Source organism: Chromobacterium sp. Rain0013 (genome assembly GCF_015291765.1).
Taxonomy (GTDB): domain Bacteria; phylum Pseudomonadota; class Gammaproteobacteria; order Burkholderiales; family Chromobacteriaceae; genus Chromobacterium; species Chromobacterium haemolyticum.
Genome location: NZ_CP031514.1, coordinates 3437431 through 3462484, shown reverse-complemented (window position 1 = coordinate 3462484; position 25054 = coordinate 3437431). Strand labels below are relative to the sequence as shown.

The following is a 25054-nucleotide window of genomic DNA, read 5'->3' as shown; positions in this document are numbered from 1 at the left end:
ATTCAATTGCGCGCTGCACTGGTATAGCAGGGCGCTGTGATTCCGGCGGCTCCCCAGCTCCGGCGATTACACTTCCCCGATACCTTGCAGCCCTCCCTATACGGGAGGGATTTTTTTTATCCGCCGCGATGGACTATCAATGAAAAGCGGCCGGCCTGTTGTTTCCTCTTTGTTCCCTGCCGCAGCGGCGCCGCCATCGGCGGTTTCCCATCAAGACTTCATCGCGGAGGCGGCATGGATACGGCCCCGACGGTTAGCTGGCTGGAAAAGCTGATCCCTCAGGCGTGGCACGACAGCTTGACGCTGTTTGTGGCGTTGACCGCCGCCTGCGCCGCCTTGCTCTACCTGCTGCGGCCGGAAACCCGCAAATCGACGCTGCGCTCTTTGTTGGCCGCCGCCCTAGCCTTGGTGGCGATCAATCTGGGGCCTCAGGACGGCCAGGCGGTGGCGGAGTGGATCAAGCAGGTGGCCGTCATCGTACTGGGACTGGCCTTGATCCGGCTATGGGCGATGATGTTGATGCGGCTGTTCCTGCCCTTGCTCCGCCTGCATCCGCCGCGCATTCTGGAGGACATCCTGCTGGTGCTGGGCTGCGTGGGCTGGGGGTTGGCGCTGCTGCGTCTGGCTGGCCTGGATCTGAGCCACATCGTCACCACTTCGGCGGTGATCACTGGCGTGCTGGCGTTCTCCATGCAGGATACGCTGGGCAATATTCTGGCCGGCCTGTCGCTGCAACTGGACAATTCGGTGGAGGTGGGAGACTGGATCAAGTCCGGCGAGCTGTCCGGGCGGGTGGTGGAAATCAACTGGCGCGCCACCTTGGTGGAAACCCGCAACTGGGAAACCGTGGTGATTCCCAACAGCCAGCTGATGAAGGGGCAGTTCGCCATCCTGGGCAAGCACCAGGGCGCGCCGTTGCAATGGCGGCGCTGGGTGTGGTTCAACATTAACTGGGATACCTTGCCCAATCAGATCATCACCGTGGTGGAACGCTCCTTGCGCGAGGCCCAGTTGCCCGGCGTGGCCTTGTCGCCGGAGCCCAACTGCATTCTGATGGGTTTCGAGAACGGCTATAGCAAGTACGCAGTGCGTTACTGGCTGACCGACCTCGCAGCCGACGATCTGACTGATTCCGTGGTGCGCACCCATATCGACGCCGCCTTGCGCCGCCATAATCTGAAAATGTCCTCGCCGCACTACAATGTGCTGACCATCAAGGACAATGAAAAGTACATGGAAGCGCGCATGAAGAAGCACCTGGAAGAACGGGTGCAGGCGTTGCGCAAGGTGGAACTGCTGTCCAGCCTCAACGACGAGGAGCTGGTGGTACTGGCCGATCAACTCAAGTTCACCCCCTTCGTCACCGGCGACATCATCATGCACCAGGGCGCGGTGGCGCACTGGCTCTACATCATGCTCAACGGCGAGGTGGAAGTGTGGGTGAATCTGCCGGACGGCAGCCGAAAGCTGGTGGACGTGCTGGAGGGCGGCAACTTCTTCGGCGAAATGGGCTTGATGACCGGAGAGGCGCGCAGCGGCACCGTGATCGCGCGTTCCAATGTGGAGTGCCTGCGGCTGGATAAAGAAGCTTTTCAGGCGATTCTGAGCTCGCGCAAGGAGTTGGCGGAGGCGATTTCGTCGATTCTGGCGGAGCGGCTGGCGGAACGAACTCGCAAGCTGCCGCAGGATTGGCAAGAGGGCAACGGCTTGCCGCAACGGGCGGAACTGGTGGACAAGATCAGACGCTTCTTTGGCTTGGCCAAGCACTGACCCATTACGGCCTTGGGCCAAGTTTTCCAGAACCTGTTTACGATCTGCTGCGCGTCGTGCAGCGCTACCCAGTGAGTACGTCTTCAGAAATGCTCATGTACCCTGTGTGCATTCCGCTTTCTCAGCCGTTTTCGCCTTGCCTCGCTCTAGCTCGCGAGATCGTAAACAGGTTCTCAGGACAGTTAAGCGTGGTCCACGGCGGCCACCAGCTTAGGGGCCGCGCGGTCTAACTCAATCCAGCGGGTGGAAGTGCTTGAGGATGCTGGAGAAATCCAGCTTGCCGAAGCCGGCTTGCGCGTGCTCCTCGTACAGATTGCGCGCCAAGGAGCCCAGCGGATTGGCCGCGTGGCTGTGTAGCGCGGTTTCCTCGGCCAGTCCCAGGTCTTTCAGCATCAGTTCGGTCATGAAGCCGCCGCTGTAGCCTCTGCTGGCCGGCGCGTTCTCCATCACGCCGGGCCAGGGGTTGTATAGCTCGGTGGCCCAATTGCGGCCGGAGCTCTGGCTGATGATATCGGACAACACTTTGGGGTCCAGCCCGTTTTTCACGCCCAGCGCCAGCGCCTCGGCGGTGCCGGCCATCAGGATTCCCAAGAGCATATTGTTGCAGATCTTGGCGGTTTGGCCGGCGCCGGCGGCGCCGGCGTGGAAGATGTTCTTGCCCATGGCTTGCAGCAAGGGCCGCGCCCGTTCCAGCTCGGCGGCGGCGCCGCCGACGATGAAGGTGAGCGTGCCGGCCGCGGCGCCGGCGGTGCCGCCGGACACCGGCGCGTCCAGCATTTTGAGGCCGGCGGCGTCGGCCGCGGCGGCCACTTTGCGCGCGGTGGCGGCGTCTATGGTGCTGCAGTCCACCACCAGGGTGCCGGCCGGCAGTTGCGAGAACAGGCCGGACTCGCCCAGGTACAAGCCTTCCACGTGGCGGCCGGCCGGGAGCATGGAAATCACCGCGTCGGCGCCGCGAACGGCGTCGGCGGCGGAGGAGGCCGAGCGCGCGCCGGCGGCGGCCAACTTGGCCAGCGCGTCGGCGGACAGGTCGAAGACGTTCAGCTTATAACCGTGTTTCAGCAGATTGGCGGCCATCGGCCCGCCCATATTGCCCAGGCCAATGAAGGCGATGGTTTGCATATTCTGTCTCCTCTATTGTTATTGGAGCGCGGCCAGCGGGTGTTCGGCCGTCGTCCACGGCGAATCGAAATGGCTGTCCACCCAGCTTGGAGGGATGTCGGCCAGCTCGCGGTAGTGCCATTGCGGCGCCCGGTCCTTGTCCACCAGCAGCGCGCGCACGCCTTCGCGGAAGTCCGGCTTGGCGCAGAAGTTGACCGACAGCGCCAGTTCCATGCGCAGGACCTCGGCCAAGGATAGGTGTTTGGCGCGCTGGAAGATTTCCCAACACACCGCGGCGGAGCTGGGGCAGCCGTGGGTAAAGCTCTTGGCGGCCGCGGCCAGCCACGGGTCTTCGAAGGCGGTGTCGTGCAGCGCGGCGGCCACCGCGTCCAGGCTGCCGCGGTTCATCAGTTGGTGAACCGCCAGCAGGTTGCGGCCGGCGTTGGCTTCCGGCAACGCCACGCCGCGTTCCATCTCGTTAAGCAAGGCGCTGACCAGGCCGTGGTGGCGTTCCGCCGGTTGTTCCCAGGCCAGTTCGCGCAGCGCCGTCAGCAAGGCCGGCTGGCCGTCGGCAGGCAGCACGTGGTCGGCCAGATTGCACAGCAGCGCGTCGCCGGCGTTCAGCGGCGCGCCGGTCAGGCCGAGGAACAGGCCGAGCTTGGCCGGCATCCGTTGCAGGAACCAGCTGCCGGCCACGTCCGGGTATAGGCCGATGGTGATTTCCGGCATGGCGATGCGGGTGGCCGGGGTGGCCACGCGGTGGCTGGCGCCGGCCATCAGGCCCAGGCCGCCGCCCATCACGATGCCGCCGCCCCAGACGATCAGCGGCTTGCGGTAGCGGTGGATGTGATAATCGAGCCGATATTCCTCGCTGAAGAAGGCGACGGCGTGCGGGTTGGGATAGACGTCGCCGTCTTCCAGCAGCGCGGCGCGCAGCGATCGCACGTCGCCGCCGGCGCAGAAGGCCTTGTCGCCGGCGCCGCGCAATAGCACGGCCACCACGGCGTCGTCGTTCTCCCAGGCGTTCAAGCGCGCGTCCAGCAGCCGTATCATCTCCAGCGTCAGCGCGTTCAGCGATTTTTCCGCGTTCAGCGTGGCGATGGCGATGCGCTGGCCGCCGCGGACCGGCAGTTCTTCAAACAGTACCAGGTGGGACATGGCGGATTCGTCCTTGGGTGAAGGTCAGGCGTTCTTCCACTGAGGGGCGCGTTTTTCCAGGAAGGCACGGGTGCCTTCGCCCTGATCCTGCGTGTCGAACAGCTTGATGAAGCCTTCGCGTTCGTGGATCAGATTGTGAGCCGGCGGCTGCAGCCGCGCGCGTTGCACCAGCTGCTTGCACACCGCCACCGACGATGGCGATTGGCGGTCGACTTTTGCCGCCAGCGTGAGCGCGGCGTCCAGCGCCTGGCCTTTGGCCACCACTTCTTCCACCAGGCCGATGCGCTCGGCGGTGCGCGCGTCGATGCGCTCGCCGCACAGAATCATGCGTTTGGCCCAGCCTTCGCCCACCTGCCAGGGCAGGTTCTGGGTGCCGCCGGCGCAGGGTAGCAGGCCGACCCCGGCTTCAGGCAGCGCCATTTGCGCCTGCTCCTCGGCGATGCGGATGTCGCAGGCCAGCGCGCACTCCAGGCCGCCGCCCATCGCATAGCCGTTGACGGCGGCGATGCTGACGCCGCGGAAGGCGGACAGCGCCTCGAAGGCCTCCCCGAACAGCATGGTCATTTCCGTGGCCACCTTTTTGTCGCCGTCCGCGAACAGATTGAGATCGGCGCCGGCGGAGAAGAATTTTTCGCCCTGGCCGGTGATCACCAGCGCGTAGATGTCGCGGTCGGCGTTCAGGTCCGCCACCAGTCGTTTCAGCGCGCTCAGGCTATCTCGGTTCCAGGTGTTGGCCGGCGGATTGTCTATGGTGACCACGACGGTGTGGCCGCGTTTTTCCACGTTCAGGTGGGAGTAGTTGTTCATGGCGTTTGCCTTTATGGATTCGGTTTTGATTGAGCGAGGCCGGGAAAATCCAGCGAAGCGGCTGAGGCAAGGCGGCGCAAGGCCGCATCTTGGATTTTCCGGCTTCGATCAGCGCAGTGTTTCCAGCGCGCCGTCTTGCAATAGTTTGCGCGCCACGATCATCCGCATCACTTCATTGGTGCCTTCCAGGATCTGGTGCACGCGCAGATCGCGCACGTGGCGTTCCAGCGGGAAGTCCTTCAGATAGCCGTAGCCGCCGAACAGTTGCAGCGCGTTGTTGGCCACATTGAAACTCAAATCGGTGGCCAGCCGCTTTGCCATGGCGCAATAAGCGCTGGCGTCCGGGCTGGCCTGGTCCAGTTTCCACGCCGCCAGCCGCACCATCTGCCGCGCGGCCACCAGTTCGGTCAGCATGTCCGCCAGCCGGAACTGCACGCTTTGCAGCTCGGCCAGCGGCTGGCCGAATTGCTGGCGCTCCTGCACATAGCGCTGGGCGGCGGCCAACGCAGCTTGAGCGGTGCCCACCGCGCAGGTGGCGATGTTGATGCGGCCGCCGTCCAGTCCCTTCATCGCGAAAGCGAAGCCTTGGCCTTCCTCGCCCAGCCGGTTGGATGCGGGGATTTCCACATTGTCGAAGGTGATGGCGCGGGTGGGCTGGCTGTTCCAGCCCATTTTTTTCTCTTTCTTGCCGTATTGCACCCCGGCCGCGTCCGCCGGTACAACGAAGGCGGACACGCCTTTGGGTCCGGGGCCGCCGGTGCGCGCCATCACCACCAGCACCTGGGTGCTGCCGGCGCCGGAGATGAACATCTTGGAGCCGTTGAGCACGTAATGGTCGCCCTTGCGCTCGGCGCGGGTCTTCAGCGAGGCGGCGTCGGAGCCGGCGCCGGGCTCGGTCAGACAGTAGCTGCCCAGCAGTTCGCCGCTGACCATGGGCGGCACCCAGCGCTGAGCCAGCTCCGGGCTGCCGAAGCTGGCTATCATCCAGGCCACCATATTGTGGATGGTCAGATAGGCGGCGGTGGAAGTGCAGCCGGCGGCCAGCTCTTCGAAGATGATGGCGGAGTCCAGCCGCGGCAGGCCCAGACCGCCGTAGGCTTCGGGGGTGTACAGGCCGAGAAAGCCCATCTCGCCGCTGCGGCGGATCACCTCCAGCGGAAAGATTTCCTCTTCGTCCCATTCGGCGGCGCGCGGCGCGAGTTCGCTGGCGGCGAAGTCGCGGGCGCTGTCCTGAAAAGCGATCTGTTCTTCAGTCAGTGCGAAATCCATGGCGGGCTCCCGGTTAGCGCAGCGAAATGGTGGTGTTGACCTTGCCGCCGCTGGCGGCGTCGTCGAACCAGCGGCTGGTGACGGTTTTGGTCTGGGTGTAGAACAGCACGACCTGTTTGCCGTAAGGGCCGAGGTCGCCCAGCTTGGAGCCGCGCGAACCGGTGAAGCTGAACAGCGGCACCGGAACGGGGATGGGCACGTTGATGCCCACCTGGCCGACGTCGATCTCCTCCTGGAATTTGCGCGCCGCCGCGCCGCTCTGAGTGAACACCGCGGTGCCGTTGCCGTTGGGGTTGGCGTTGACGATGGCGATGGCGTCGTCCAGCGAGTCCGCCGCCATCAGGCACAGTACCGGGCCGAAGATTTCCTGGTGGTAGATGCTCATTTCCGGTTTGACGCCGGAGAAGATGGTGGGGCCGACGAAGTTGCCGCGCTCGTAGCCGGCCACCTGGATATCGCGGCCGTCCAGCTCCAGACGCGCGCCTTCTTCCACGCCGCGGGCGATCAGGCCGGCCACGCGCTCGCGGGCGGCGCAGGAGATCAGCGGGCCCAGGTCCGGGTTGTCCTTGCCGGCGCCCACGCTCAGGCCGCGCGCCTTGGCCACCAGTTCCGGAATCCACTGTTGGGCCTCGCCCACCAGCACCGCCACCGACAGCGCCATGCAGCGCTGGCCGGCGGCGCCGAAAGCGGCCCCGGCCAACTGGTTCAGCGCCTGTTCCTTATTGGCGTCCGGCAACACGATGGCGTGGTTCTTGGCGCCCATCATGCATTGGGTGCGCTTGCCGTTGAGGCTGGCACGATGGTGCACATGGGTGCCCACCTTGGTGGAGCCGACAAAGGACACCGCCTTGATGTCGCGGTGGTCGCACAGGGCGTTGACCACATGTTCGCCGCCGTGCACCACATTGAGCACGCCGGGCGGGATGCCGGCTTCCAGCGCCAGCTCCACCAGGCGCATGGTCACCATAGGGTCTTGTTCCGAGGGTTTGAGCACAAAGGTGTTGCCGGTGGCGATGGCCATCGGGAACATCCACAACGGAATCATCGCCGGGAAGTTGAACGGGGTGATGCCTGCGCAGACGCCCAGCGGTTGCAGCACGGTGTAGGTGTCCACGCCGCCGGCGACGTTCTCCGCGTATTCGCCCAGTTGCAGATTGCCGATGGCGGACGCGTGCTCCACCACTTCCAGGCCGCGGAAGATGTCGCCCTCGGCGTCGGCCAGAGTCTTGCCTTGCTCGGCGGTCAGCAGCGCCGCCAGTTCCTTCATGTGCTCGCGGATCAACTGTTGATACTTCAGGAAAATGCGCGCGCGCGCGCCGATGGCGGTTTTCTTCCAACTGGCGAAGGCCGTCTTGGCGGCGCTGACGGCGGCGTCGACTTCGTCCTGGGTGGCCATCGGCACCCGCGCCAGTACCTCCTGGGTGGCCGGGTTGACGACGTTCCGCCATTCGGCGCTGCGGGATTCGACGAATTCGCCGCCTATCAGCAATTTGATGGTGGGGACTGCCTGGGTCATGGTGCTGCCTCCGTCTGATCTTGATGAAAGCCCGTTGCCGACGGCGCCGGCTCAGGCGTAGCTGTAAAAACCCTTGCCGCTCTTGCGGCCGAGGTGACCGGCCTGCACCAGCTGGGCCAGCAGCGGGCAGGCGCGGTATTTGCTGTCGCGGAATTCGGTGTAGAGGATGTCCATGATGGACAAGCAGGTATCCAGGCCGATCAGGTCCGCCAAGGCCAGCGGGCCGATGGGGTGGTTCATGCCCAGCTTCATCACGGTATCGATGTCCTCGGCGCTGGCCAGGTTTTCGTATAGCGTGAAAGCGGCCTCGTTGATCATCGGCATCAGCACCCGGTTGGAGACGAAGCCGGCGGCGTCCTTGACCGTGACCGGGGTTTTGCCCAAGGCCTGGCTCAATTCATAGACCAGCCGGTAAGCGGCGTCGCCGGTTTGCAGCGCGCGGATGATCTCCACCAACTGCATCACGGGCACCGGGTTCATGAAGTGCATGCCCACCACGCGTTCCGGCTGGCTGACCCAACTGGCGATGCGGGTTAGCGAAATCGAAGAGGTGTTGGACGCCAGCACCGCGTCCGGGCGCACCACGGCGGCCAGCTCGCGGAAGATGCTTTCCTTGACGGCGGCGTTCTCGGTGGCGGCTTCCACCACCAGATCGCGGTCGGCCAGGTCGGCAAGGCGGGTCGTGGTCTGGATGCGGGCGAGAATGGCGGGGACATCGGCTTCGGCCAACTGGCCTTTCTTCACCAGCCGCGCCAGGCTGGAGGCGACGGCGGCCAGGCCCTTGTCCAGGGCGGCCTGGCTGACGTCGGCCAGGCGCACTTCGTAACCATGGGCGGCGAAGACCTGGGCGATGCCGTTGCCCATGGTGCCGGCGCCCACCACTGCGATTTTGGCTTGCATGTTGTTTCCTCGACTATTTGCTCTATGCTGTATTCAAGATAGCTTGACGTTTACGTTAACGTCAATCAACAATGACAAGCGCAACGGCGAATGTTGCGCGAATGGTCCGGCGGCGCCGGGGAGGGCGGGAGAGGGAGATGGCGGAGCAGACTTACAGCATTACCGAGTTGGCGCAGGAGTTCGACGTGACCACGCGCGCCATCCGCTTTTACGAAGATCAGCAACTGCTGGAACCGCTGCGGGCGGGGCAGCGCCGCATCTACAGCCGGCGCGACCGGGTGCGGCTGATGCTGATCCTGCGCGGCAAGCGCATCGGCCTGTCCCTGCAGGAAATCCGCGAGCTCTTCGCGCTGTACGACGCGGCCAGCGACGACGCGCCTCAGCTGCACGAATTCATCCGCATCCTGCAGCGCAAGGAACAGCAGTTGCTGGAGCAGATGGAAGACATCAAGGTGGTATTGAGCGAAATTTCCCAATTACGGCATCAGTGCGAGAAAACGCTGGACAGGCGCGGCACGGATGCCCGGCAATCGACATGAGGAGTAAGCAATGCAACAGCAAGACATCGTGATCGTGGGCATGGCGCGCACCGCCATGGGCGGCTTCCAGGGCGCTTTGGCGGCCAAGACGGCGGCGGAGCTGGGCGCGGCGGCGATCCAGGCCGCGGTGGAGCGCGCGGGCGTGCCTGCGGCGGACATCGACGAAGCCATCGTCGGCTGCGTGTTGCCGGCCGGCCAGGGCCAAGCGCCGGCGCGCCAGGCGGCGCTGGGCGCCGGCCTGCCGCTGGCGGTGAACTGCACCACGGTCAACAAAATGTGCGGTTCCGGCATGAAGGCGGCCATGCTGGCCCATGATCTGCTGCGCGCAGGCAGCGCGCGGGTGATGGTGGCCGGCGGCATGGAGAGCATGAGCAACGCGCCCTATCTGATGACCAAGGCGCGGGCCGGCTTGCGGCTGGGCCATGGCGAGATCAAGGACCACATGTTCCTGGACGGCTTGGAGGACGCTTACGACAAGGGCAAGTTGATGGGGGTGTTCGCCGAATGGTGCGCCGAGAAGTACGGCTTTAGCCGCGAGGCTCAGGACGCTTTCGCCATCGCCTCGCTGAATCGTGCTCAGGCGGCGATCCGCGACGGCCTGTTCCGCGATGAAATCACTCCGGTGACGGTGAGCGGCCGCGGGGGAGAGCAGGTGGTGGATACCGACGAGCAGCCCTTGAAGGCCAACGTCGACAAGATCCCGACGCTGAAGCCGGCGTTCAAGAAGGACGGCACGGTGACGCCGGCCAACGCCAGCTCCATTTCCGACGGCGCCGCCGCGCTGGTGTTGATGACGGCGGAGGAGGCGGCGCGCCGCGGCTTGCGTCCGCTGGCCCGCATCGTGGGTCACGCCACCCACGCTCAGGAACCAGGCTGGTTCACCACCGCGCCGGTGGAAGCGATCCGCAAGCTGCTGGCCCAGGCGAGCTGGAGCGCCGGCGATGTGGATCTCTACGAGATCAACGAAGCCTTCGCCGTAGTGACGATGGCGGCGATGCACGACTTGGGCCTGCCGCACGACAAGGTCAACGTGCATGGCGGCGCCTGCGCGCTGGGCCATCCCATCGGCGCCTCCGGCGCGCGCATCATCATCACCCTGCTGTCGGTGTTGCGCCAGCGCGGCGGCAAGCGCGGCGTGGCCAGTTTGTGCATAGGCGGCGGCGAGGCCACCGCGATGGCGCTGGAGTTGCTGTAAGAGCCTGTTCACGATCTTTTCGAGAGGGGTCATGACCCAAGGCTGAATCCGCCGTCAAATCGCTCAAACAGGGCAGCCGCTTAAGACCTGGGCCTGCCACCCGACGGCAGGTTTGAAGAGGCCTGGGGCGCGTCGGATACGTGGCTTCCTGTGTATCAAGCCGTGTTTCAAAGCACGGACGAAAGATCGTACACAGGTTCTAACCGCTTTTCAGGCGGCGAAGCTAGGCCGGGCCTAGCCCTCGGCCCACCAGCCGGGCCGGCCGCAGCGAAGCACCCCGCGCACCGGTTTGCGGCGGGCGATCAGCTCGGCGGAGCAACAGGCGTCCACCAGTGTCAGGTTGGCGGCGTCGCCGACCTGCGGCCATACGCGGCGGCCGGCGTCGTCCAGCGGCGACAGTCCGCGGGTGATATGGCGCAGCGCGCGGCTCAGCGCGTATTCGTCGTTCCATCCGTGGCGTTCGCCCAAGCGGCTGGCGCGCTCGACGATGCTGCCGCTGTTGTACGGCGTCCAGTGGTCGTTGATGTTGTCGTTACCCAGGCTCAGCGGAATGCCGTGCGCGGCCAGGGCTTGCGGCGGCGGCATGGGCACATCGATGGGCGCGGCCGACACGATGGCGATGCCGCTGGCGGCCAGCGCCGCGCACACCTGATCCAGCCGGCTCGGCTCCAGTTCTCCCAGGCAGTAGGCGTGGCTGACGCTGACTCGGCCGGCCAGGCCGGCGGATTCGCTCAGCCGCGCCAGGCGTTCCAGCGTGTAGGCGCCCAGTTCGCCGCGATCATGCAGATGCAAGTCCACCGGCGCGCCGTGTTTGACCGCCAGCTCCAGCGTGGCGTTGAGCGAGCGTTCGATGTCGCCGTCCACGCTGGCCGGGTCCACTCCGCCAACCACGTCGAAGCCGGAGGCCAGCGCTTGGTCCATCAGTTTGATCGTGTCGCCGGCCAGCAGGCCGTGTTGCGGAAAGGCCACCAGTTCGTAATCCAGCCAATGCCGGCGGCTGTCCAGCGCCAGGCGAACTTGCTCCATGGTGGCGAGGCCGGCCACCGGGTCCACATTGCAGTGCACGCGGGCGAAGGCGACGCCGCTGGCTGCAATCAGGTCCAGCAGCGCTTCGGCGCGGCGCCGGGTGTCCGGCAGGAAATCGAGCAGAAAGCCCTGTTCCTCGCGGATGCGCTCAGCCACGCTGATGAAGGGGGTCGCGGCGCGCCAGGGGCCGCCGTAATGACCTTTGTCCAGGTGGATGTGCATGTCGGCGAAGGCCGGCAGCGCCAGCCAGCCGCATGCGTCGCGTCGCGGCCGGCCGTCGTCAGGAGGGGAGTCGAAGCGCATTTCGGCGATGCGTCCGTCGGCGATCAGCAGATGGGCGCGGCGGGCGGCGGTGGAGACGACTTGGCCGGCGGCGTCGCGTTCGAAGCCGTTTTCCAGCAATAGAGGGCCAAGCCAGTAAGCGGGGGGAGTCGTCATGCGTGGTGTCCTTGCGGCGAAAGGGGCGGTGTCGCGCAGTGGAAACGCGACATTGGATTTTTTATCGCTAAGCACAGAAGCGATCGCACTTTATTACGTTCGAATAATTGCGTTAGCATGGTTCGACAACCCAACCATAAGAGAATTCTGCGATGAAGCTTACCTTGATCTCGCTGGCCTTTGTCGCCGCCAGCCTGGCGCTGCCGGCAGAAGCCGCCTCCGCCCCTGCGGACGGCCACGCGCTGCCTCCCGGCATTGCCTGGCTGCAGGGCGACGTTCCGGCCGCTTTTGCCAAGGCAAAATCGGAAAACAAGCCGTTGTTCCTGTACTGGGGCGCGGTATGGTGCCCGCCGTGCAACCAGGTCAAGGCCACCATTTTCAACCGCCAGGATTTCATCGCCCGCACTCGCCAGTTCGTGCCGGTTTACCTGGACGGCGACAGCCCGGACGCGCAAAAGCTGGGCAGCGAGTTCAAAGTGCGCGGCTATCCAACCATGATTCTGTTTCGGCCGGACGGCGCGGAGATCACCCGCCTGCCGGGCGAGGTGGACCCGGAGCGTTATCTGCGCACGCTGGAACTGGGCCTGGCGGCGGCGCGGCCGGTGAAAGTCTTGCTGCAGTCTGCCCTGGCCGGCGATGTGTTGGCGGATGGGGACTGGCAATTGCTGGCGGACTATTCCTGGGACACGGATCAGGCGCAGATCGTGCCGGAGAAACAAGTGGCGGCGACTTTGGCGTGGCTGGCGGACAAGGTTCCGGCCCGGCCGACGGCCACTGCCTTGCGGTTGAAGTTGAAAGCGCTGGCCGCCGCGGCCGGCGAGGAGACGCCGGTGACGGAGCGCGCGCAAGGGCTGGCAGTCGCGCGCGCAGCCTTGGCCCAGCCGCGCGTCAACGCCGACATCTTGATCAACAGCGCCGCCGACATCGTCAAGGCCTTGAGCGCGGAGGGGCCTGAGCGTTTGGCGCTGGCGGCGCAATGGGACGCCGCTTTGGACAAACTGGCCGTGGACGCGGGCTTGTCCACCGCGGATCGCCTGGGCGCATTGTCGTCGCGGTTGGCGTTGGCTCGCTTGAACCAGCCCAAGGGCGAATTGCCGCGCGCCTTGCGCGAGGAGGTAAAACAGCGAGTGGCGGCGGCGGACAAAGCCACCGGAAATCCCTACGAACGCCAAGCGGTCATCACCGCAGGCGCAGATCTGTTGACGCAAGCGGGCTGGCTGGACGAATCCGACGCGCTGCTCAAGGCGGAGCTGGGCCGTTCGCACGCGCCTTATTACCATATGCTGATCCTGGCTTCCAACGCTAAGCAGCGAGGCGACAAGGCCGCGGCGCTGGACTGGTATCGCCAGGCCTACGAAGCCGCCAACGGCCCGGCTACGCGTCTGCAATGGGGCGTCAGCTATTTGAGCGGGGCGATTGAGTTGGCGCCGGGGGATGAAAAACGAATAGAGAGCACCGCCAGCGCAATCTTCAAGGAAGCGGGCAGCACGCCCAGCGCCTTCTACGAACGCAACCGGCGCTCGCTGGAAAAAGCCGTAAACCGGCTCAAGGCCTGGGGCCGGCAGCAACAGCAGGCGGCGACGCTGGCGCGCTTGGCCGGACAGCTGGACGAGGTGTGCGGCAAGCTGCCGGCCGGCGATCCGCAAAAGCCGGTGTGCGAGGGTTTGGCGCAGTCCGCCCGGTCTTGAATCAAGCCGCGGCGGCCGGCAGCGCAGACAGCATCACTTTGTCGCGGCCGTGGTGCTTGGCTTGGTACAGCATGGCGTCGGCCTCGCAGAACAGGCTTTCCAGCGAAGCGTGGCTGCTGTTCAGACAGGCCACGCCCAAGCTGGCGGTGAAGCGCAGCTGCGCGCCGGCGTCCGGCAGCGGCAGTTCAATGCGGGCGATGGCGGCGCGCAGCCGCTCCGCCACCTGGCCCGCCTGCTCTCTGCCGGTATCCGGCAGCAGAATGCAGAACTCCTCGCCGCCGTGGCGGCCGATCAGATCCGTTTGACGCGCTTGGCGTCGCAGGCAGTCGGCCAGCGCGGTCAGCGCCTGGTCGCCGGCCAGGTGACCGTGACGGTCGTTGATGCTTTTGAAATGGTCTAGATCCAGCACGATCAAGGACAGAGCCCGCCGCTCGCGCTGGGCCAGACGGAAGGCGGCCACCGCCTCTTCATCGAAGCTGCGCCGGTTCAGCAAGCGGGTCAGGCTGTCGCTGCGTGATTGCTGCAACAACTGATCCATCGCCCGCTCGTACACCAGATAGAGTTGGCATACCACCACGCCGTAGCCGGACCACTGTGTCATCAGCAGCAGCAGGTTCTGACGCTGTCCGGCGACTTCGATGTCCGGTTGTATGGCGGATAGCGCCAGCGCCAGCCGCGCCAGCTCCAGCAGCAGGGTCAGCATCGCCAGCGCCGAGGCCAGCGATTTGCCGGCGCGGGGAGAGTCCTGTTCCGCCTGCCACAGCCGCCAGGCGATCAAGCCCCATAGCAGACAGGCGCCCAGCGAAAAGATGGCGTGGCGGGCCAGTGCCGAATGCGCCAGGCCTTCGTGGATGAACAGCAGCAGGGGAATGAAGACCAGGGCCAGGCCCAAGGGCAGGCTGTAGTGGCTGGAGTGCTTGTAAAAACGCTCAATGCTGATCAGAACGTGCAGCGCCGCCAACTGGATCAGCAGCTTGGCGCTGATGGAAATCAAGGCCGGGTCCAGATCCAGCGGCGCAAGGTAGAGCAGGCCGGCCGCCGCGTCCAGCAACCCGCCGATGGCGAGCGCCAGCACCGCGGGTTGGCGCTGGCTGCGCTGCCAGAACAGGAAAGTGACCAGGGAGATGACCAGGCTGTAGCCGGCGGTGCAAGCCAGTGTAGTCCGAGGGTCGAGAAAAAGTGACATCGTGTTCTATGGGCAAAGAGCGTCCGGCAGGGTATCGGCCAGGCAAGCCGACGACAATAGCAGTCTATTGATATTCATACAATTTCACTCTGAAATAAAACGCCGCCCCATGCCAAGGGATGCGGCGCGTGCGCTACAATTATTTCTTTTGATTGTTGGTTTGCATCATGGATAAGCCGCGGTATCCGATCAGCGAGCGCGAAGTGGAATTCAGCGCGATGCGCGCGCAAGGCGCGGGCGGGCAAAACGTCAACAAAGTGTCGTCGGCGGTGCATCTGCGCTTCGACGTGCGGGCCTCCTCCCTGCCGGAATGGCTGCGGGAGCGGCTGCTGGCCTTGCCGGACCAGCGCCTGAACAAAGAGGGCGTGCTGGTGATCAAGGCCCAGCAGCACCGCACCCAGGAATTGAACCGCGCGGACGCGCTTCAGCGCCTGCAAGCCTGGGTCGACGCCGCCAGCCACACTCCCAAGGCGCGCCGCGCGACCAAACCCACTTACGGCTCCAAGCAGCGCCGGCTGGCCGGCAAGACGCGGCGCGGCGAAGTCAAGTCCCTGCGCGGCAAGGTGGATCTGTAGCCGGCAGCAACGGCTTCGGCGGAATCTTGGGAATGTATTAGTGTTAATGCTATAGACATGAGCGCTAAGGCAAGGGGACCGCTATGCAAGGCTTGACGATTCGGGTGCAGCTGCAGCTGCTGGCTTTCGGCGTAGTGGTATCCTGCCTGCTGATCGGCGCGGTTGGCTACCAAAGTACAGTGCACTTGGTGCGCAGTATCAATGAATTGCTGGACAGCCAGGGCGAGGTGCGGCGACAGATGGATGCCGACATGATGCACGACGCGGTGCACGGCGATGTTCTGGCGCTGATGTTGGCGCAGAAAAATGGCGATCGCGCCGCGCTGGCCGAAATCCGCAAGGACGTGGACGAGCACAGCAAGCGCTTTCTCGGTGCGATGAAGGAAAACCAGGACAAGATCAGTGATCCCGAGGCCCGTTCCTTGCTGCAGCAAATTCTGCCGGTGGTGGAACGCTATACCGGAGCGGCCGCCGCCATCGTAGCCGCTGGCTTTGACCAGCCGGAGCAGGCCGCGGCCAAGCTGAAGGACTTCCAGCAGGATTTCGCGCTGCTGGAGGACAAGATGGAAAAACTGGCTGACGCCATCGACAGCGGTTCGCGCCGGCAGAATGACAGCACGGTGGCGCAGGTGGGCGTGGCCGCCGTGATAATCATTGTGGCGGCGCTGGCCGCGGCTTTGCTGATGGCCCTGCTGTGCTGGTGGGTGGCGCGATCGGTGCTGCCGCCTATCGAGCGTTTCAAGGATGCGGCTCAACGTATCGAACGCAGCGGCGATTTGTCCATCCGCGCTCATGTGGGGCGGCGTAATGAGCTGGGTGCCGCCATTGGAGAATTCAATACCCTGATGGACACCCTACAGGGCATTGTGGGCAAAGTGGGCCAGACCTCAGGCGCGCTTGGGGAGTCGGTCGACGAGATCGCCCAACTCACCCAAAGCGTGGAACAGGCCAGCCGGTTGCAAACCGATTCGGCGCAGTCCATGGCCGGCGCCATTCAGCAACTAGCCGACCATCTGGCCAGCGTGGCCGAGCATGCCGACAGCACTTTGCGCATCGCCGGCGAAGTGGGGCAATGCTCAAGCGAAGGCAGCAAGGCGGTGCAGCAGACCGTGGGCAATATTGGCAACCTGGCCGAAACCATTCATCACAGCGCTAACAGTGTGCAATTGCTGGAGGGCGACATCCGTAAGATAGGGGGCATGGTGGATGCAATCCGCGGTATTGCCGATCAGACCAACCTTCTGGCCTTGAACGCGGCCATCGAAGCCGCGCGCGCAGGCGAATCCGGCCGCGGCTTCGCCGTGGTGGCGGACGAGGTGCGCGCGCTGGCGGAGCGCACCGCACAGGCGACGGCGGACATCGTCAACGTCATTTCCCAGTTGCAGGCCACCTCGGAGCAAGTGGTCAGCAGCATGGAAAACGGTGTGGGCCAGGTGGAGCAGGGCGTGGAACTGGTGAAGCAGCTGGGCGGCATGGTGGATCAGATCGGCAGCCAGGCCGGCGTAGCGGAGGAGCGCATCCGCAATATCTCCCGGCTGCTGGATAACCAGAAGGCGGCCGGGGCGCAGATCCTGGCCAACGTCGACGAAGTAACCCAGCACGCCGGCATTACCAGCCGTTCGGTGGGACAAGTGCAAGACGAATTGGTGCAACTGCGCGGCCATTTCGGCGAGCTGAGCGAATCCATCCGCCATATGCGGGTGTGAGCGGTTTGGCCGCTGCCGCCTGCGCGGGTAGAATGCGCAGTTTTCGGCACGCGGAAGCGATGTGAGGATACGGCCATGGCCAAGAAGCAAAAACAAGACGAGTTGGACGAGGAAACCCGCGCGCTGCTGGAATGGTGCGCCGAGGTGGAGACTCACCTGGTGGCGGCCGGCGCCACCGTGGCGGAGGCGCAGGAGCATATCGAGGAACAGGCGGAGTGGTACACCGATCAGTACTACGATGGCCTGAGCCCGGAAGAGGCGGCGCGGGCGGCGCTGAAATGAGTAGACGCATCGCCGTCATCGACTTCGAAACCAACGGCGCGTCTCCGGGGCGCGATTGCCGCGCCACCGAAATCGGCGTGGCGCTGCTGGAGGACGGCCGCATCGTCGGCCGCTATCAAAGCCTGATCAACGCCGGCGTGTGGATTCCGCCGATGATCGAGCGCCTGACAGGCATCAGCAACGCGATGTTGCGCGACGCGCCGCCGCCGGCGGTAGCGATGGCCGAAGCGGCGCGCTTCGTCGGCGACACGCCGCTGGCCGCTCACAACGCCAGTTTCGACCGCAAGTTTTGGGATTACGAGCTGTCCCAACTGGGTCTGGCGCGCAAGCAGGACTTCGCCTGCACCCTGTTGTTGTCGCGCCGGGTGCTGCCGCAGGCGCCGGACCACAAGCTGGGCACTTTGGCGCGCTGGCTGAGCTTACCGGACACCGGCCGCGCCCACCGCGCGCTGGCCGACGCGGAAATGGCCGCGCAACTGTTGTGCCATTTGCAGGGCGAGCTCAGCCGCCGCTACGGCGCGCGGCTGGCCGATCACAGCCAATTGTGCGGCATGCAGAAGATCAGCGCCGCCAAGATAAGTCAGTACTTGCAGGCCCAGGCTGGCTGAGAACCTGTTTACGATCTGCTGCGCGTCGTGGAGCGTTACACGGTGAATACGGCTTCGAAATGCTCATGTACCGTGTGTACACTCCGCTTTCTCAGCCGTTTTCGCCCTGTCTCACCTTAGCTCGCGATATCGTAAACACGTTCCGAGAACCTGTTTTTGATCTGCCGCGCTTCGCGGTCACGCGACAGAGTGAACACCGCCTTTAAATGTCTTGTCATGTATCGTTGCCGGCCGCGCCGACCCCAAAAGCGGGCCTGGCCGAGAACCAGTCCAGCGCGCGTTCACGCAGCGCGGCAATGGCCGGCGTCTCCGCCCGCTCGCGCAGGCAGGCCAGCACAATGCGTTGCTCCGGCAACGGTTCGGCGATGGGCCGCAGCGTCAGTGGCCGGCCGTCGTAACTGTGGTCGCCGCTGGGCCGGGTGTAAGCGATGGCCACGCCCAGACCGTGGGCCACCATGCCGCGCTGTAGTTCAAAACTGCGGACCGACTCCAGCCGCGCCGGTCGCAACCCGTGCATGCGCAGCAAGTCCAGAAAGTGCGGGCCGCTGTGCGCCTGTTCGGTCAGCAGCAGCGGCCATTCGCACAGCTCCTTCAACATCACCTTTTCGGTTTGCGCCAGCGGGTGGTCAACCGCCAGCAGCGCGTGGGGCGCCAGCGTGCGCAGTTCGGTCAAGGCCAGCGTGGGTGGCAGCGCCAGATCATAGCTGATGGCGGCGTCCAGCCCGCCCTGAAGCAGCTGTGGACCGATCAGGTCGAACCCGCATTCACGCACCTCCACGCGTAGAGAGGGGTGACGTTCGCGCAGCGCGCGCAACACAGGCGGCAAGCAGTAGGGCGCCAAGTCCTCGAAGCAGCCTAGCGCCAACTCCCCGGCCAGCGCGTCCGCGCCATTGGCCAGCCCCTCCAGCGCCATTGCGGCTTCCACGGTCCGTCGCGCTTGCGCCAAGGCCTGCCTGCCAAACGGCGTCGTCGCCATTCCGGCGCCGCGGGTGCGGACAAACAGCGCTTGTCCCAGGGTGTTTTCCAGCTCGCCAACGGCGGCGGACACGGCAGGTTGAGACACGTTCAGCCTCTCGGCCGCCGCGCTGATGCCACCGTGGCGGGCCACGGCCAGCGCGTAGCGCAATTGGCGCAGGGTCAACTTCATCGCTTTTTCCGAGGAGGATAATCAAAACATATTATTTTATTTTGGCATGGGTTTGCGGCGATAGTGAGGACAAGCGCCCGCAGCGGCGGCGCCCACACGCATTTAGAGCCTGTTCAACGTTTCGCGAGCGAGGGCGAGACAAGGCGAGAACGAGCGAAAAATGAGCTTGTACTCGCCGTGCAACGCTTCACGAGGCGTGACAGACTTTGAACCCTGGAAAGAGGAGAACGCCATGCTTGCCTGTCCCGAGATTTCCGCCGACGACATCGCCGCCTTCCAGCGCGACGGAGCGGTTTGCCTGCGCGGGCTGTTCCGCGATTGGGTCGATGTCATCGCCGCCGGCATCGAGCGCAATTTGCGCGCTCCGGGGCCGTACGCCGGCAATGTGGTGGCCGCCGGCGAGCCGGGTTCCTTCTTTGAGGACTATTGCAACTGGCGGCGGATTCCTGAATTCCAGGCGGTGGTCACGGAATCGCCGGCCGCGGCCGGCGCCGCCGCGCTGATGCGCTCGGCCACCGCGCAATTCTTCCATGAACATGTGCTGGTCAAAGAGCCGGGCACGCACAAACCCACGCCTTGGCATCAGGACATCCCGTATTACTTTGTCGACGGCGAGCAGACTGTCAGTTTCTGGATTCCGGTGGACCCGGTGAGCGAGGCGACGCTGCGCTTGATCGCTGGTTCGCACCGCTGGCAGGAGTGGGTGCGGCCGCTGCGCTGGAAAGATGAATCCAGTTTTTATCAAGGCGACGCGCGCCGATATCGAGACGCGCCGGACCCGGATCGCGAGCCGGGCATGGAGGTGCTGGAATGGGCTTTGGAACCCGGCGACGCGGTGCTGTTCGACTTCCGCACTGTGCACGGCGCGCGGGGCAATCCCGGCGGCGGTAGGCGGCGAGCCTTGTCATTGCGCTGGCTGGGCGACGATGCGCGCTACGTCGAGCGCCCGGGCCGCACCTCGCCGCCTTATCCGGATCATGGCATGCAGCCGGGCCAGAGGCTGCGCGAGGATTGGTTTCCGGTGTTGTGGCCGGCGGCCTAGGCCGGGCTGGCGCTCCAGCGCATCAGGAATTCGCCGTCGGCGTGTTGGATGTCGACAAATCCCAGGCGCAGGTAGAGCCGCCGCGCCGGGTTGCGCTCCAGCACGCGGAGTTCCAAAGCGGCTCCGGCATGTTCAGCCTCGCGCTGCAAGCCGCGTAGTAATTGTGAGCCCAGGCCGTGGCCTTGCCGGTCCGGCAGTAATTGTAGCTGGATCAACTGCCAGGCGGCAGGCTGGCGCGCGACTTTGAGCAGGCCTATGTCCCGCTCGCCCTCCATGATGATTTGGGCATGTTGGAGGCCGTAGTGGATGCGGCTCAGGTGCGCGTCTTCATCGCTGGGCATGTTCGCCGCTTGCAGGTGCGGGCCCATGCTGGCGCGGCGCAGAGCTAGGAGGAAGGCGAGGTCCGCGAGCTGGACAGGGCGTAAGGTGGTGGGCTGGCTCAGAGTTTCGCTCCTGAAGTCGGCAGGACGTGGGTGGTGGAGCATGGCTTCATTGCTTAGCGCCAGCTAAAACGGCCCGCCTTGGCGGGCCGTTTGGCTCAGGCGTCCAGCCCCTGCTGGGCCAGCGCCGCGGCGCGCAGCACCGCGCGCGCCTTGTTCTGGGTTTCCTGCCACTCCATTTCCGGCGAGGAATCGGCGACGATGCCGGCGCCGGCTTGCACGTAGAGCATGCGGTTCTTCAACACCGCGGTGCGGATGGCGATGCACAGGTCCATGTCCCCGTTGAAGCCGAGATAGCCGACCGCGCCGCCGTAGATGCCGCGCTTGCTGGGTTCGAACTGATCGATGATTTCCATCGCCCGCACCTTGGGCGCGCCGGACAGGGTTCCCGCCGGAAAAGTGGCCTTGAGCACATCGATGTTCGACACTTCCGGGCCAACCTTGCCTTCCACGCTGGACACGATGTGCATCACGTGGGAATAGCGTTCGATAGCCATATTGTCGGTGACGCGCACGCTGCCGGTGGCGGCGACGCGGCCCACGTCGTTGCGGCCCAGGTCCATCAGCATCACATGCTCGGCGATTTCCTTGGGGTCGGCCAGCAGTTCCGCGGCCAGCGCCTCGTCCTGCTCGCGGGTTTGACCGCGCGGGCGAGTGCCGGCGATAGGACGCACGGTGACGGTGTCTTGCTCGCGGCGGACCAGGATTTCCGGCGAGGCGCCCACCACGTGGAAGTCGTCGAAATGATAAAGAAACATATAGGGCGATGGGTTCAGGCTGCGCAGCGCGCGGTAGAGGCTGAGCGGGGACTCCGCGAACGGCATCTGCATGCGCTGCGACAAAACCACCTGCATGATGTCGCCGTCCTGAATGTAGCGCTTGCAGGCGGACACCGCGTCCTTGAAGGCCTGTTCGCCGTATTCGGACGCCGATTGCGTGCTTTGGCCGGGCAAGGACAAGGGCGCTTCCAGCGGCGCGCGCAGGCGGGCGCGCAGTTGCGCCAGCCGCGCTTCGGCTTTGAGCAGAGCGTTGGGCACTTCCGGGTCGGCGTAGACGATCAGATAAAGCTTGCCGGACAGGTTGTCCACCACCGCCAACTCCTCTGACACCATCAGCAGCATGTCCGGCGTACCTATGGTATCGGGCTTGCTGGTCACCGCCAGGCGTTTTTCGATATGGCGGATGGTGTCGTAGCCGAAATAGCCCACTAGGCCGCCGGTGAAGCGCGGCAGGCCGGGTTGAGGCGGGGTGTGGAAGCGCTGTTGGAAGGCTTCAATGAAGGCCAGCGGGTCGCCGTTGTGGCGCTCGATGACCTTGTCGCCGTATTCCACCTGTACCTGTTGGCCGCTGACCCGCAGCCGGGTGGTGGAGGGCAGGCCGATGAAGGAATAGCGGCCGAAGCGTTCGCCGCCGACGACGGATTCCAACAGATAGGAATAGGGTTGGTTGGCCAGCTTCAGATAGACCGACATGGGGGTGTCGAGGTCGGCGAACAACTCCAGACTGACCGGGATGCGGTTGTAGCCGGCGGCGGCCAGGCGGTTGAATTCTTCATGGGTCATGGCGGGTCCTGCGCTTTTGTGGTCGTGGTGAGGTCGAATGCGGCTTGTTAAACAGGCATTGAGCGACGCCATCGGCATCCACGCCGGTATCCTTGCTTTTTCATGAAGACGTCATCCATAAAAGAAATTATCAGCTGATCAGCTATTCTTCATCAAATCGTATAGTTCGGCAATATTAGCCACTATCAAGTCGGCGCCCAGGCTCGCCGCGTCGGCGTAGCCGTAGCTGACGGCGATGGCGGCGCAGCCGCCGTTGCGAGCGGCCAGCACATCGTTGGCGGAGTCGCCCACCATCGCCATCTGCTCCGGTGCGATGCCCAGTACCTGGCATACATGTTGCAGCGGCAGCGCCGACGGTTTCTTTTCCGCCAGGGTGTCGCCGCCGATGACCAGACTGAAGTGGTCGCGCAGGCCAAGCTGCTCCAGCAACGGCAGCGCCAGCCGCTCGGATTTGTTGGTCACCACCGCCAGCGGGAATTGCAGCGCGCGCAGCAGGCCCAGGCCCTCGCTAACGCCGGGGTAGACGGTGGTGCGGTCGCTCAGGTGTTCGCGGTAGTACTGAATGAAGAAAACATAGCCGCGTTCCCACAGCGCGGCATCGGCCTGGCCGTCGCGTTCATTGGTCAGCGCGCGGTGGACCAGGCTGGCGATGCCGTCGCCGACATGTTCTTGAATGCGCAGGGCCGGCAGCGGCGGCAGGTCCAGGTGCTCACGCATGGCGTTGGCGGCGGCGGCCAGATCTGGGATGGAATCTACCAGGGTGCCGTCCAGATCGAAGGCGACGGCTTTGATGTGTTTCAGGTTCATATGCGTTTCAGTGCGGCGGCCTTGGCCGCTGTTTGGTGCTTGCCGCGCGCGTTTGCGCGGCAGATCGTGAGCAGGCTTTAGCCCAGGTTGCGGATATCCACCACGGCTTGCAGGCCAAAGGCCGGCGACAGCAGGTGGTCGACGATGCGGCGCGCGGCGGCGGCCGGGGTGCTCAGTTCGCCGTCGGCTTTCAGCGCGTCGAAACGTGCTTTTTGCGGAAACTGTTTGGCGTCGCTGCCGCGGATGCTGGCCTGCATGTCGGTGTCCACCACGCCGGGGTAGAGCGAGACGATTTGCGCGGCATTGTCCTGGCCAGCCTGCTCAGCGGCCACGCTGCGGCTGAAGTGGTCCAGCCCGGCCTTGGTGGTGCAATACACGCTCCAGCCCGGATAGGGCTTGGCGGCGGCGCCGGAGGAAATGTTGAGGATGCGGCGGCGAGCTTTAAGGCTGGCGCTGGCGCGCAGCAGCGCGTCGGTGGCCAGCATCGGCGCCGCCAGGTTGATCGCCAAGGCGCGTACCACGTCCTCGGCCGGGTAATGGCCGGCTTGGGCAATGGGGGTGACCACGCCGGCGTTGTTGATCAGGTTGAGGCTGGCGCAATCGGCCGGTTTCAGTTGTTCTACCGCGGCGGCGATGGCCGGGGCCACCGCGGCGGCGTCGGAGAGATCGACGTCAAGGGCGATCAGGCGTTCCGGATAGCGGCGCGCCAGCGGGGCCAGCGCGTCCACGGCGCCGCGCGCCAGGCCGGCGACGCGGTAGCCGTCGGCAAGCAGGGCTTCGGTCAACGCCAAGCCTAGGCCGCGGGAAGCGCCGGTCACGATGAAGGCATGCATATTCTGTGCTCCTGGGAAGGGGGGCGGCTTCAGCTAAGCTGGGCCAGCTCGGCGCGCATCGCGTCGATCACGGTTTTATAGTTGTCCTGGCCGTAGATGGCGGAGCCGGCGACGAAGGTGTCGGCGCCGGCCTCGGCCACCGCGCGGATATTGTCGGCCTTGATGCCGCCGTCCACTTCCAGCCAGATTTCGCCGCCGTGCTTGGCGGTGTATTCATCAATGCGGCGGCGCGCCTCGCGCACCTTGTCCAGCGCGTGCGGGATGAATTTCTGCCCGCCGAAGCCCGGGTTCACCGACATGATCAGCACCATGTCTATCTTATCCATCACGTGATCCAAATAGGACAGCGAGGTGGCCGGATTGAACACCAGGCCGGCTTTGCAGCCGGCGTCCTTGATCAGGCCCAGCGTGCGGTCCACGTGCTCGGAGGCTTCCGGGTGGAAGGTGATGATGTCCGCGCCGGCTTTGGCGAAGGCGGCGGCCAGGCTGTCCACCGGCTTCACCATCAGATGGACGTCGATGGGCGCGGCGCTGTGCGGGCGGATGGCTTCGCACACCATAGGCCCTATGGTCAGGTTGGGCACGTAGTGGTTGTCCATCACATCGAAATGGATGATGTCTGCGCCGGCGGCGATGACATCGCGAACCTCTTGACCAAGACAGGAAAAATCGGCGGAAAGAATGCTGGGAGCGATACGGAAAGTGCGCATAGGGCGTTGCTTTGGGCAAGGATGAACACGGGATGGCCACATTCTACCGCGCCAAAAGCGTCCCGGCGGGATAAAATGAAGCACAAACAACAAAAGGAGCGCTGAACATGGCGGAAAAAACCTACCGTGTCGAAGTGGAAGCCGAACCGCATTACATCGAAGAACAGTCCAATATGGCCAACGACATCTATGTGTTCGGCTATCGCATCCGCATCACCAACACCGGCAGCGAACCGGCGCAACTGGTCAGCCGCCACTGGATCATCGCCGACGCCAACGAGCAGGTGCAGGAAGTGCGGGGCATGGGCGTGGTGGGCGAGCAGCCGCGCATCGAGCCGGGGCAGTCTTTCGACTATTCCAGCGCCACCCATCTGAAAACGCCCTACGGCTCAATGAAGGGCAGCTATCAGTTCCTGGCCGACGACGGCAAGCGTTTCGAGGCCGAAATCCCCGAGATGAACCTGGTGGCGCCGCGCGTGCTGCATTGATGGTCCGTTCCATGTCCGCTGCGCGTTGGCGACGCGGCGTTGAAGCCGGAGCCGGCATGCTCATGCGTCGCTTGACCATGCCGTTTCCGTCAGCCTCAACGCTTTGCTTCGCTCCATCTCGCTAGACTTTGAACCGGCGCCGGGGCTTCACAAAGCCGGCGGCGTTATTTTTCCCTTGGCCAGGTCCACCAGACGATGAAGGTGGCCAATCCGCCGGCAATCGCCGCTTCCAGCAATAATATCCACATGTCCGCGCCCCCT

24 protein-coding genes are annotated in these 25054 nt (G+C 64.8%); 10 read left to right on the top strand and 14 right to left on the bottom strand.

What is annotated here, in order from left to right:
• Positions 1–234 precede the first annotated feature (234 nt).
• Positions 235–1770: a mechanosensitive ion channel family protein gene (locus DXT74_RS15930; RefSeq protein ID WP_043641760.1), complete on the top strand. Its 1536-nt coding sequence runs from the start codon at positions 235–237 to the stop codon at positions 1768–1770.
• 231 nt (positions 1771–2001) lie between these two features.
• On the opposite strand, the gene mmsB is transcribed toward DXT74_RS15930, so the two are convergent.
• From mmsB to DXT74_RS15900, 6 genes are all read right to left on the bottom strand, one after another.
• The gene (gene mmsB, locus DXT74_RS15925; protein ID WP_194426450.1) at positions 2002–2892 is read right to left on the bottom strand and encodes a 3-hydroxyisobutyrate dehydrogenase; all 891 of its coding nucleotides are present in this window, start codon (positions 2890–2892) and stop codon (positions 2002–2004) included.
• Positions 2893–2910: 18 nt separating this feature from the next.
• On the bottom strand, positions 2911–4029 hold the full coding sequence (locus DXT74_RS15920) for an enoyl-CoA hydratase/isomerase family protein (RefSeq protein WP_194426449.1): 1119 nt from the start codon (positions 4027–4029) through the stop codon (positions 2911–2913).
• A 24-nt stretch (positions 4030–4053) separates the two neighbouring features.
• Positions 4054–4836 (bottom strand): enoyl-CoA hydratase, encoded by a 783-nt coding sequence (locus DXT74_RS15915; RefSeq protein WP_194426448.1) that lies wholly within the window; start codon positions 4834–4836, stop codon positions 4054–4056.
• A 108-nt stretch (positions 4837–4944) separates the two neighbouring features.
• A complete protein-coding gene (locus tag DXT74_RS15910) occupies positions 4945–6105 on the bottom strand; it encodes an acyl-CoA dehydrogenase family protein (protein WP_194426447.1) in 1161 nt (386 codons plus the stop codon).
• Positions 6106–6118: 13 nt separating this feature from the next.
• Positions 6119–7621: a CoA-acylating methylmalonate-semialdehyde dehydrogenase gene (locus tag DXT74_RS15905; protein ID WP_081554700.1), complete on the bottom strand. Its 1503-nt coding sequence runs from the start codon at positions 7619–7621 to the stop codon at positions 6119–6121.
• Between the two features lie 51 nt (positions 7622–7672).
• Positions 7673–8521, bottom strand: a complete 849-nt coding sequence (locus DXT74_RS15900) for a 3-hydroxybutyryl-CoA dehydrogenase (protein ID WP_043641775.1) — start codon at positions 8519–8521, stop codon at positions 7673–7675.
• Positions 8522–8658: 137 nt separating this feature from the next.
• On the opposite strand from DXT74_RS15900, the gene DXT74_RS15895 reads away from it, so the two are divergent.
• Together DXT74_RS15895 and DXT74_RS15890 are read left to right on the top strand one after the other, a co-directional pair.
• Complete coding sequence (locus tag DXT74_RS15895; protein ID WP_114152795.1) at positions 8659–9060, top strand: MerR family DNA-binding transcriptional regulator; 402 nt, start codon at positions 8659–8661, stop codon at positions 9058–9060.
• A 10-nt stretch (positions 9061–9070) separates the two neighbouring features.
• Positions 9071–10255, top strand: a complete 1185-nt coding sequence (locus DXT74_RS15890; RefSeq protein ID WP_194426446.1) for an acetyl-CoA C-acyltransferase — start codon at positions 9071–9073, stop codon at positions 10253–10255.
• A 234-nt stretch (positions 10256–10489) separates the two neighbouring features.
• Here DXT74_RS15890 and DXT74_RS15885 read toward each other — a convergent pair whose 3' ends face one another.
• Positions 10490–11719 carry an amidohydrolase family protein gene (locus DXT74_RS15885; protein WP_194426445.1) on the bottom strand — a complete coding sequence of 410 codons (1230 nt, stop codon included), beginning with the start codon at positions 11717–11719 and terminating at the stop codon, positions 10490–10492.
• A 152-nt stretch (positions 11720–11871) separates the two neighbouring features.
• Here DXT74_RS15885 and DXT74_RS15880 point away from each other — a divergent pair, with 152 nt between their 5' ends.
• The gene (locus tag DXT74_RS15880) at positions 11872–13407 is read left to right on the top strand and encodes a thioredoxin family protein (protein ID WP_194426444.1); all 1536 of its coding nucleotides are present in this window, start codon (positions 11872–11874) and stop codon (positions 13405–13407) included.
• 1 nt (position 13408) lies between these two features.
• Here the strand turns inward: DXT74_RS15880 and DXT74_RS15875 are convergent, their stop codons facing one another.
• The gene (locus tag DXT74_RS15875) at positions 13409–14593 is read right to left on the bottom strand and encodes a diguanylate cyclase (RefSeq protein WP_114152792.1); all 1185 of its coding nucleotides are present in this window, start codon (positions 14591–14593) and stop codon (positions 13409–13411) included.
• A gap of 167 nt (positions 14594–14760) precedes the next feature.
• Between DXT74_RS15875 and arfB the strand changes: the two genes are divergently transcribed.
• The 4 genes from arfB to DXT74_RS15855 all read left to right on the top strand — a co-directional run bounded on the left by arfB (position 14761) and on the right by DXT74_RS15855 (position 17764).
• The gene (gene arfB, locus DXT74_RS15870) at positions 14761–15168 is read left to right on the top strand and encodes an alternative ribosome rescue aminoacyl-tRNA hydrolase ArfB (protein ID WP_043641787.1); all 408 of its coding nucleotides are present in this window, start codon (positions 14761–14763) and stop codon (positions 15166–15168) included.
• Between the two features lie 83 nt (positions 15169–15251).
• The gene (locus DXT74_RS15865) at positions 15252–16874 is read left to right on the top strand and encodes a methyl-accepting chemotaxis protein (RefSeq protein WP_114152791.1); all 1623 of its coding nucleotides are present in this window, start codon (positions 15252–15254) and stop codon (positions 16872–16874) included.
• 75 nt (positions 16875–16949) lie between these two features.
• Positions 16950–17156, top strand: a complete 207-nt coding sequence (locus DXT74_RS15860) for a hypothetical protein (protein WP_019101381.1) — start codon at positions 16950–16952, stop codon at positions 17154–17156.
• Complete coding sequence (locus DXT74_RS15855; RefSeq protein ID WP_043641791.1) at positions 17153–17764, top strand: PolC-type DNA polymerase III; 612 nt, start codon at positions 17153–17155, stop codon at positions 17762–17764. Before DXT74_RS15860 ends, DXT74_RS15855 begins: the two co-directional genes overlap by 4 nt.
• Positions 17765–17978: 214 nt before the next feature.
• Here the strand turns inward: DXT74_RS15855 and DXT74_RS15850 are convergent, their stop codons facing one another.
• Entirely contained in the window at positions 17979–18911 is a 933-nt protein-coding gene (locus DXT74_RS15850) for a LysR family transcriptional regulator (RefSeq protein ID WP_194426443.1), read from the bottom strand.
• Positions 18912–19143: 232 nt separating this feature from the next.
• On the opposite strand from DXT74_RS15850, the gene DXT74_RS15845 reads away from it, so the two are divergent.
• Complete coding sequence (locus DXT74_RS15845) at positions 19144–19953, top strand: phytanoyl-CoA dioxygenase family protein (RefSeq protein WP_194426442.1); 810 nt, start codon at positions 19144–19146, stop codon at positions 19951–19953.
• Here the strand turns inward: DXT74_RS15845 and DXT74_RS15840 are convergent.
• From DXT74_RS15840 to rpe, 5 genes are all read right to left on the bottom strand, one after another.
• Complete coding sequence (locus DXT74_RS15840) at positions 19950–20294, bottom strand: N-acetyltransferase (RefSeq protein ID WP_196783776.1); 345 nt, start codon at positions 20292–20294, stop codon at positions 19950–19952. The two genes, DXT74_RS15845 and DXT74_RS15840, sit on opposite strands and share 4 nt — an antisense overlap.
• Positions 20295–20491: 197 nt before the next feature.
• Complete coding sequence (trpE, locus tag DXT74_RS15835; protein WP_194426440.1) at positions 20492–21955, bottom strand: anthranilate synthase component I; 1464 nt, start codon at positions 21953–21955, stop codon at positions 20492–20494.
• Between the two features lie 138 nt (positions 21956–22093).
• On the bottom strand, positions 22094–22762 hold the full coding sequence (locus tag DXT74_RS15830) for a phosphoglycolate phosphatase (RefSeq protein ID WP_081554711.1): 669 nt from the start codon (positions 22760–22762) through the stop codon (positions 22094–22096).
• Between the two features lie 77 nt (positions 22763–22839).
• Positions 22840–23595 (bottom strand): SDR family oxidoreductase, encoded by a 756-nt coding sequence (locus DXT74_RS15825; protein WP_081554712.1) that lies wholly within the window; start codon positions 23593–23595, stop codon positions 22840–22842.
• Between the two features lie 29 nt (positions 23596–23624).
• On the bottom strand, positions 23625–24305 hold the full coding sequence (gene rpe, locus DXT74_RS15820; protein ID WP_043641803.1) for a ribulose-phosphate 3-epimerase: 681 nt from the start codon (positions 24303–24305) through the stop codon (positions 23625–23627).
• A 107-nt stretch (positions 24306–24412) separates the two neighbouring features.
• Between rpe and apaG the strand changes: the two genes are divergently transcribed.
• Positions 24413–24793, top strand: coding sequence for a Co2+/Mg2+ efflux protein ApaG (gene apaG, locus DXT74_RS15815; RefSeq protein WP_019101389.1), 381 nt, complete (start codon positions 24413–24415; stop codon positions 24791–24793).
• Positions 24794–25054 lie beyond the last annotated feature (261 nt).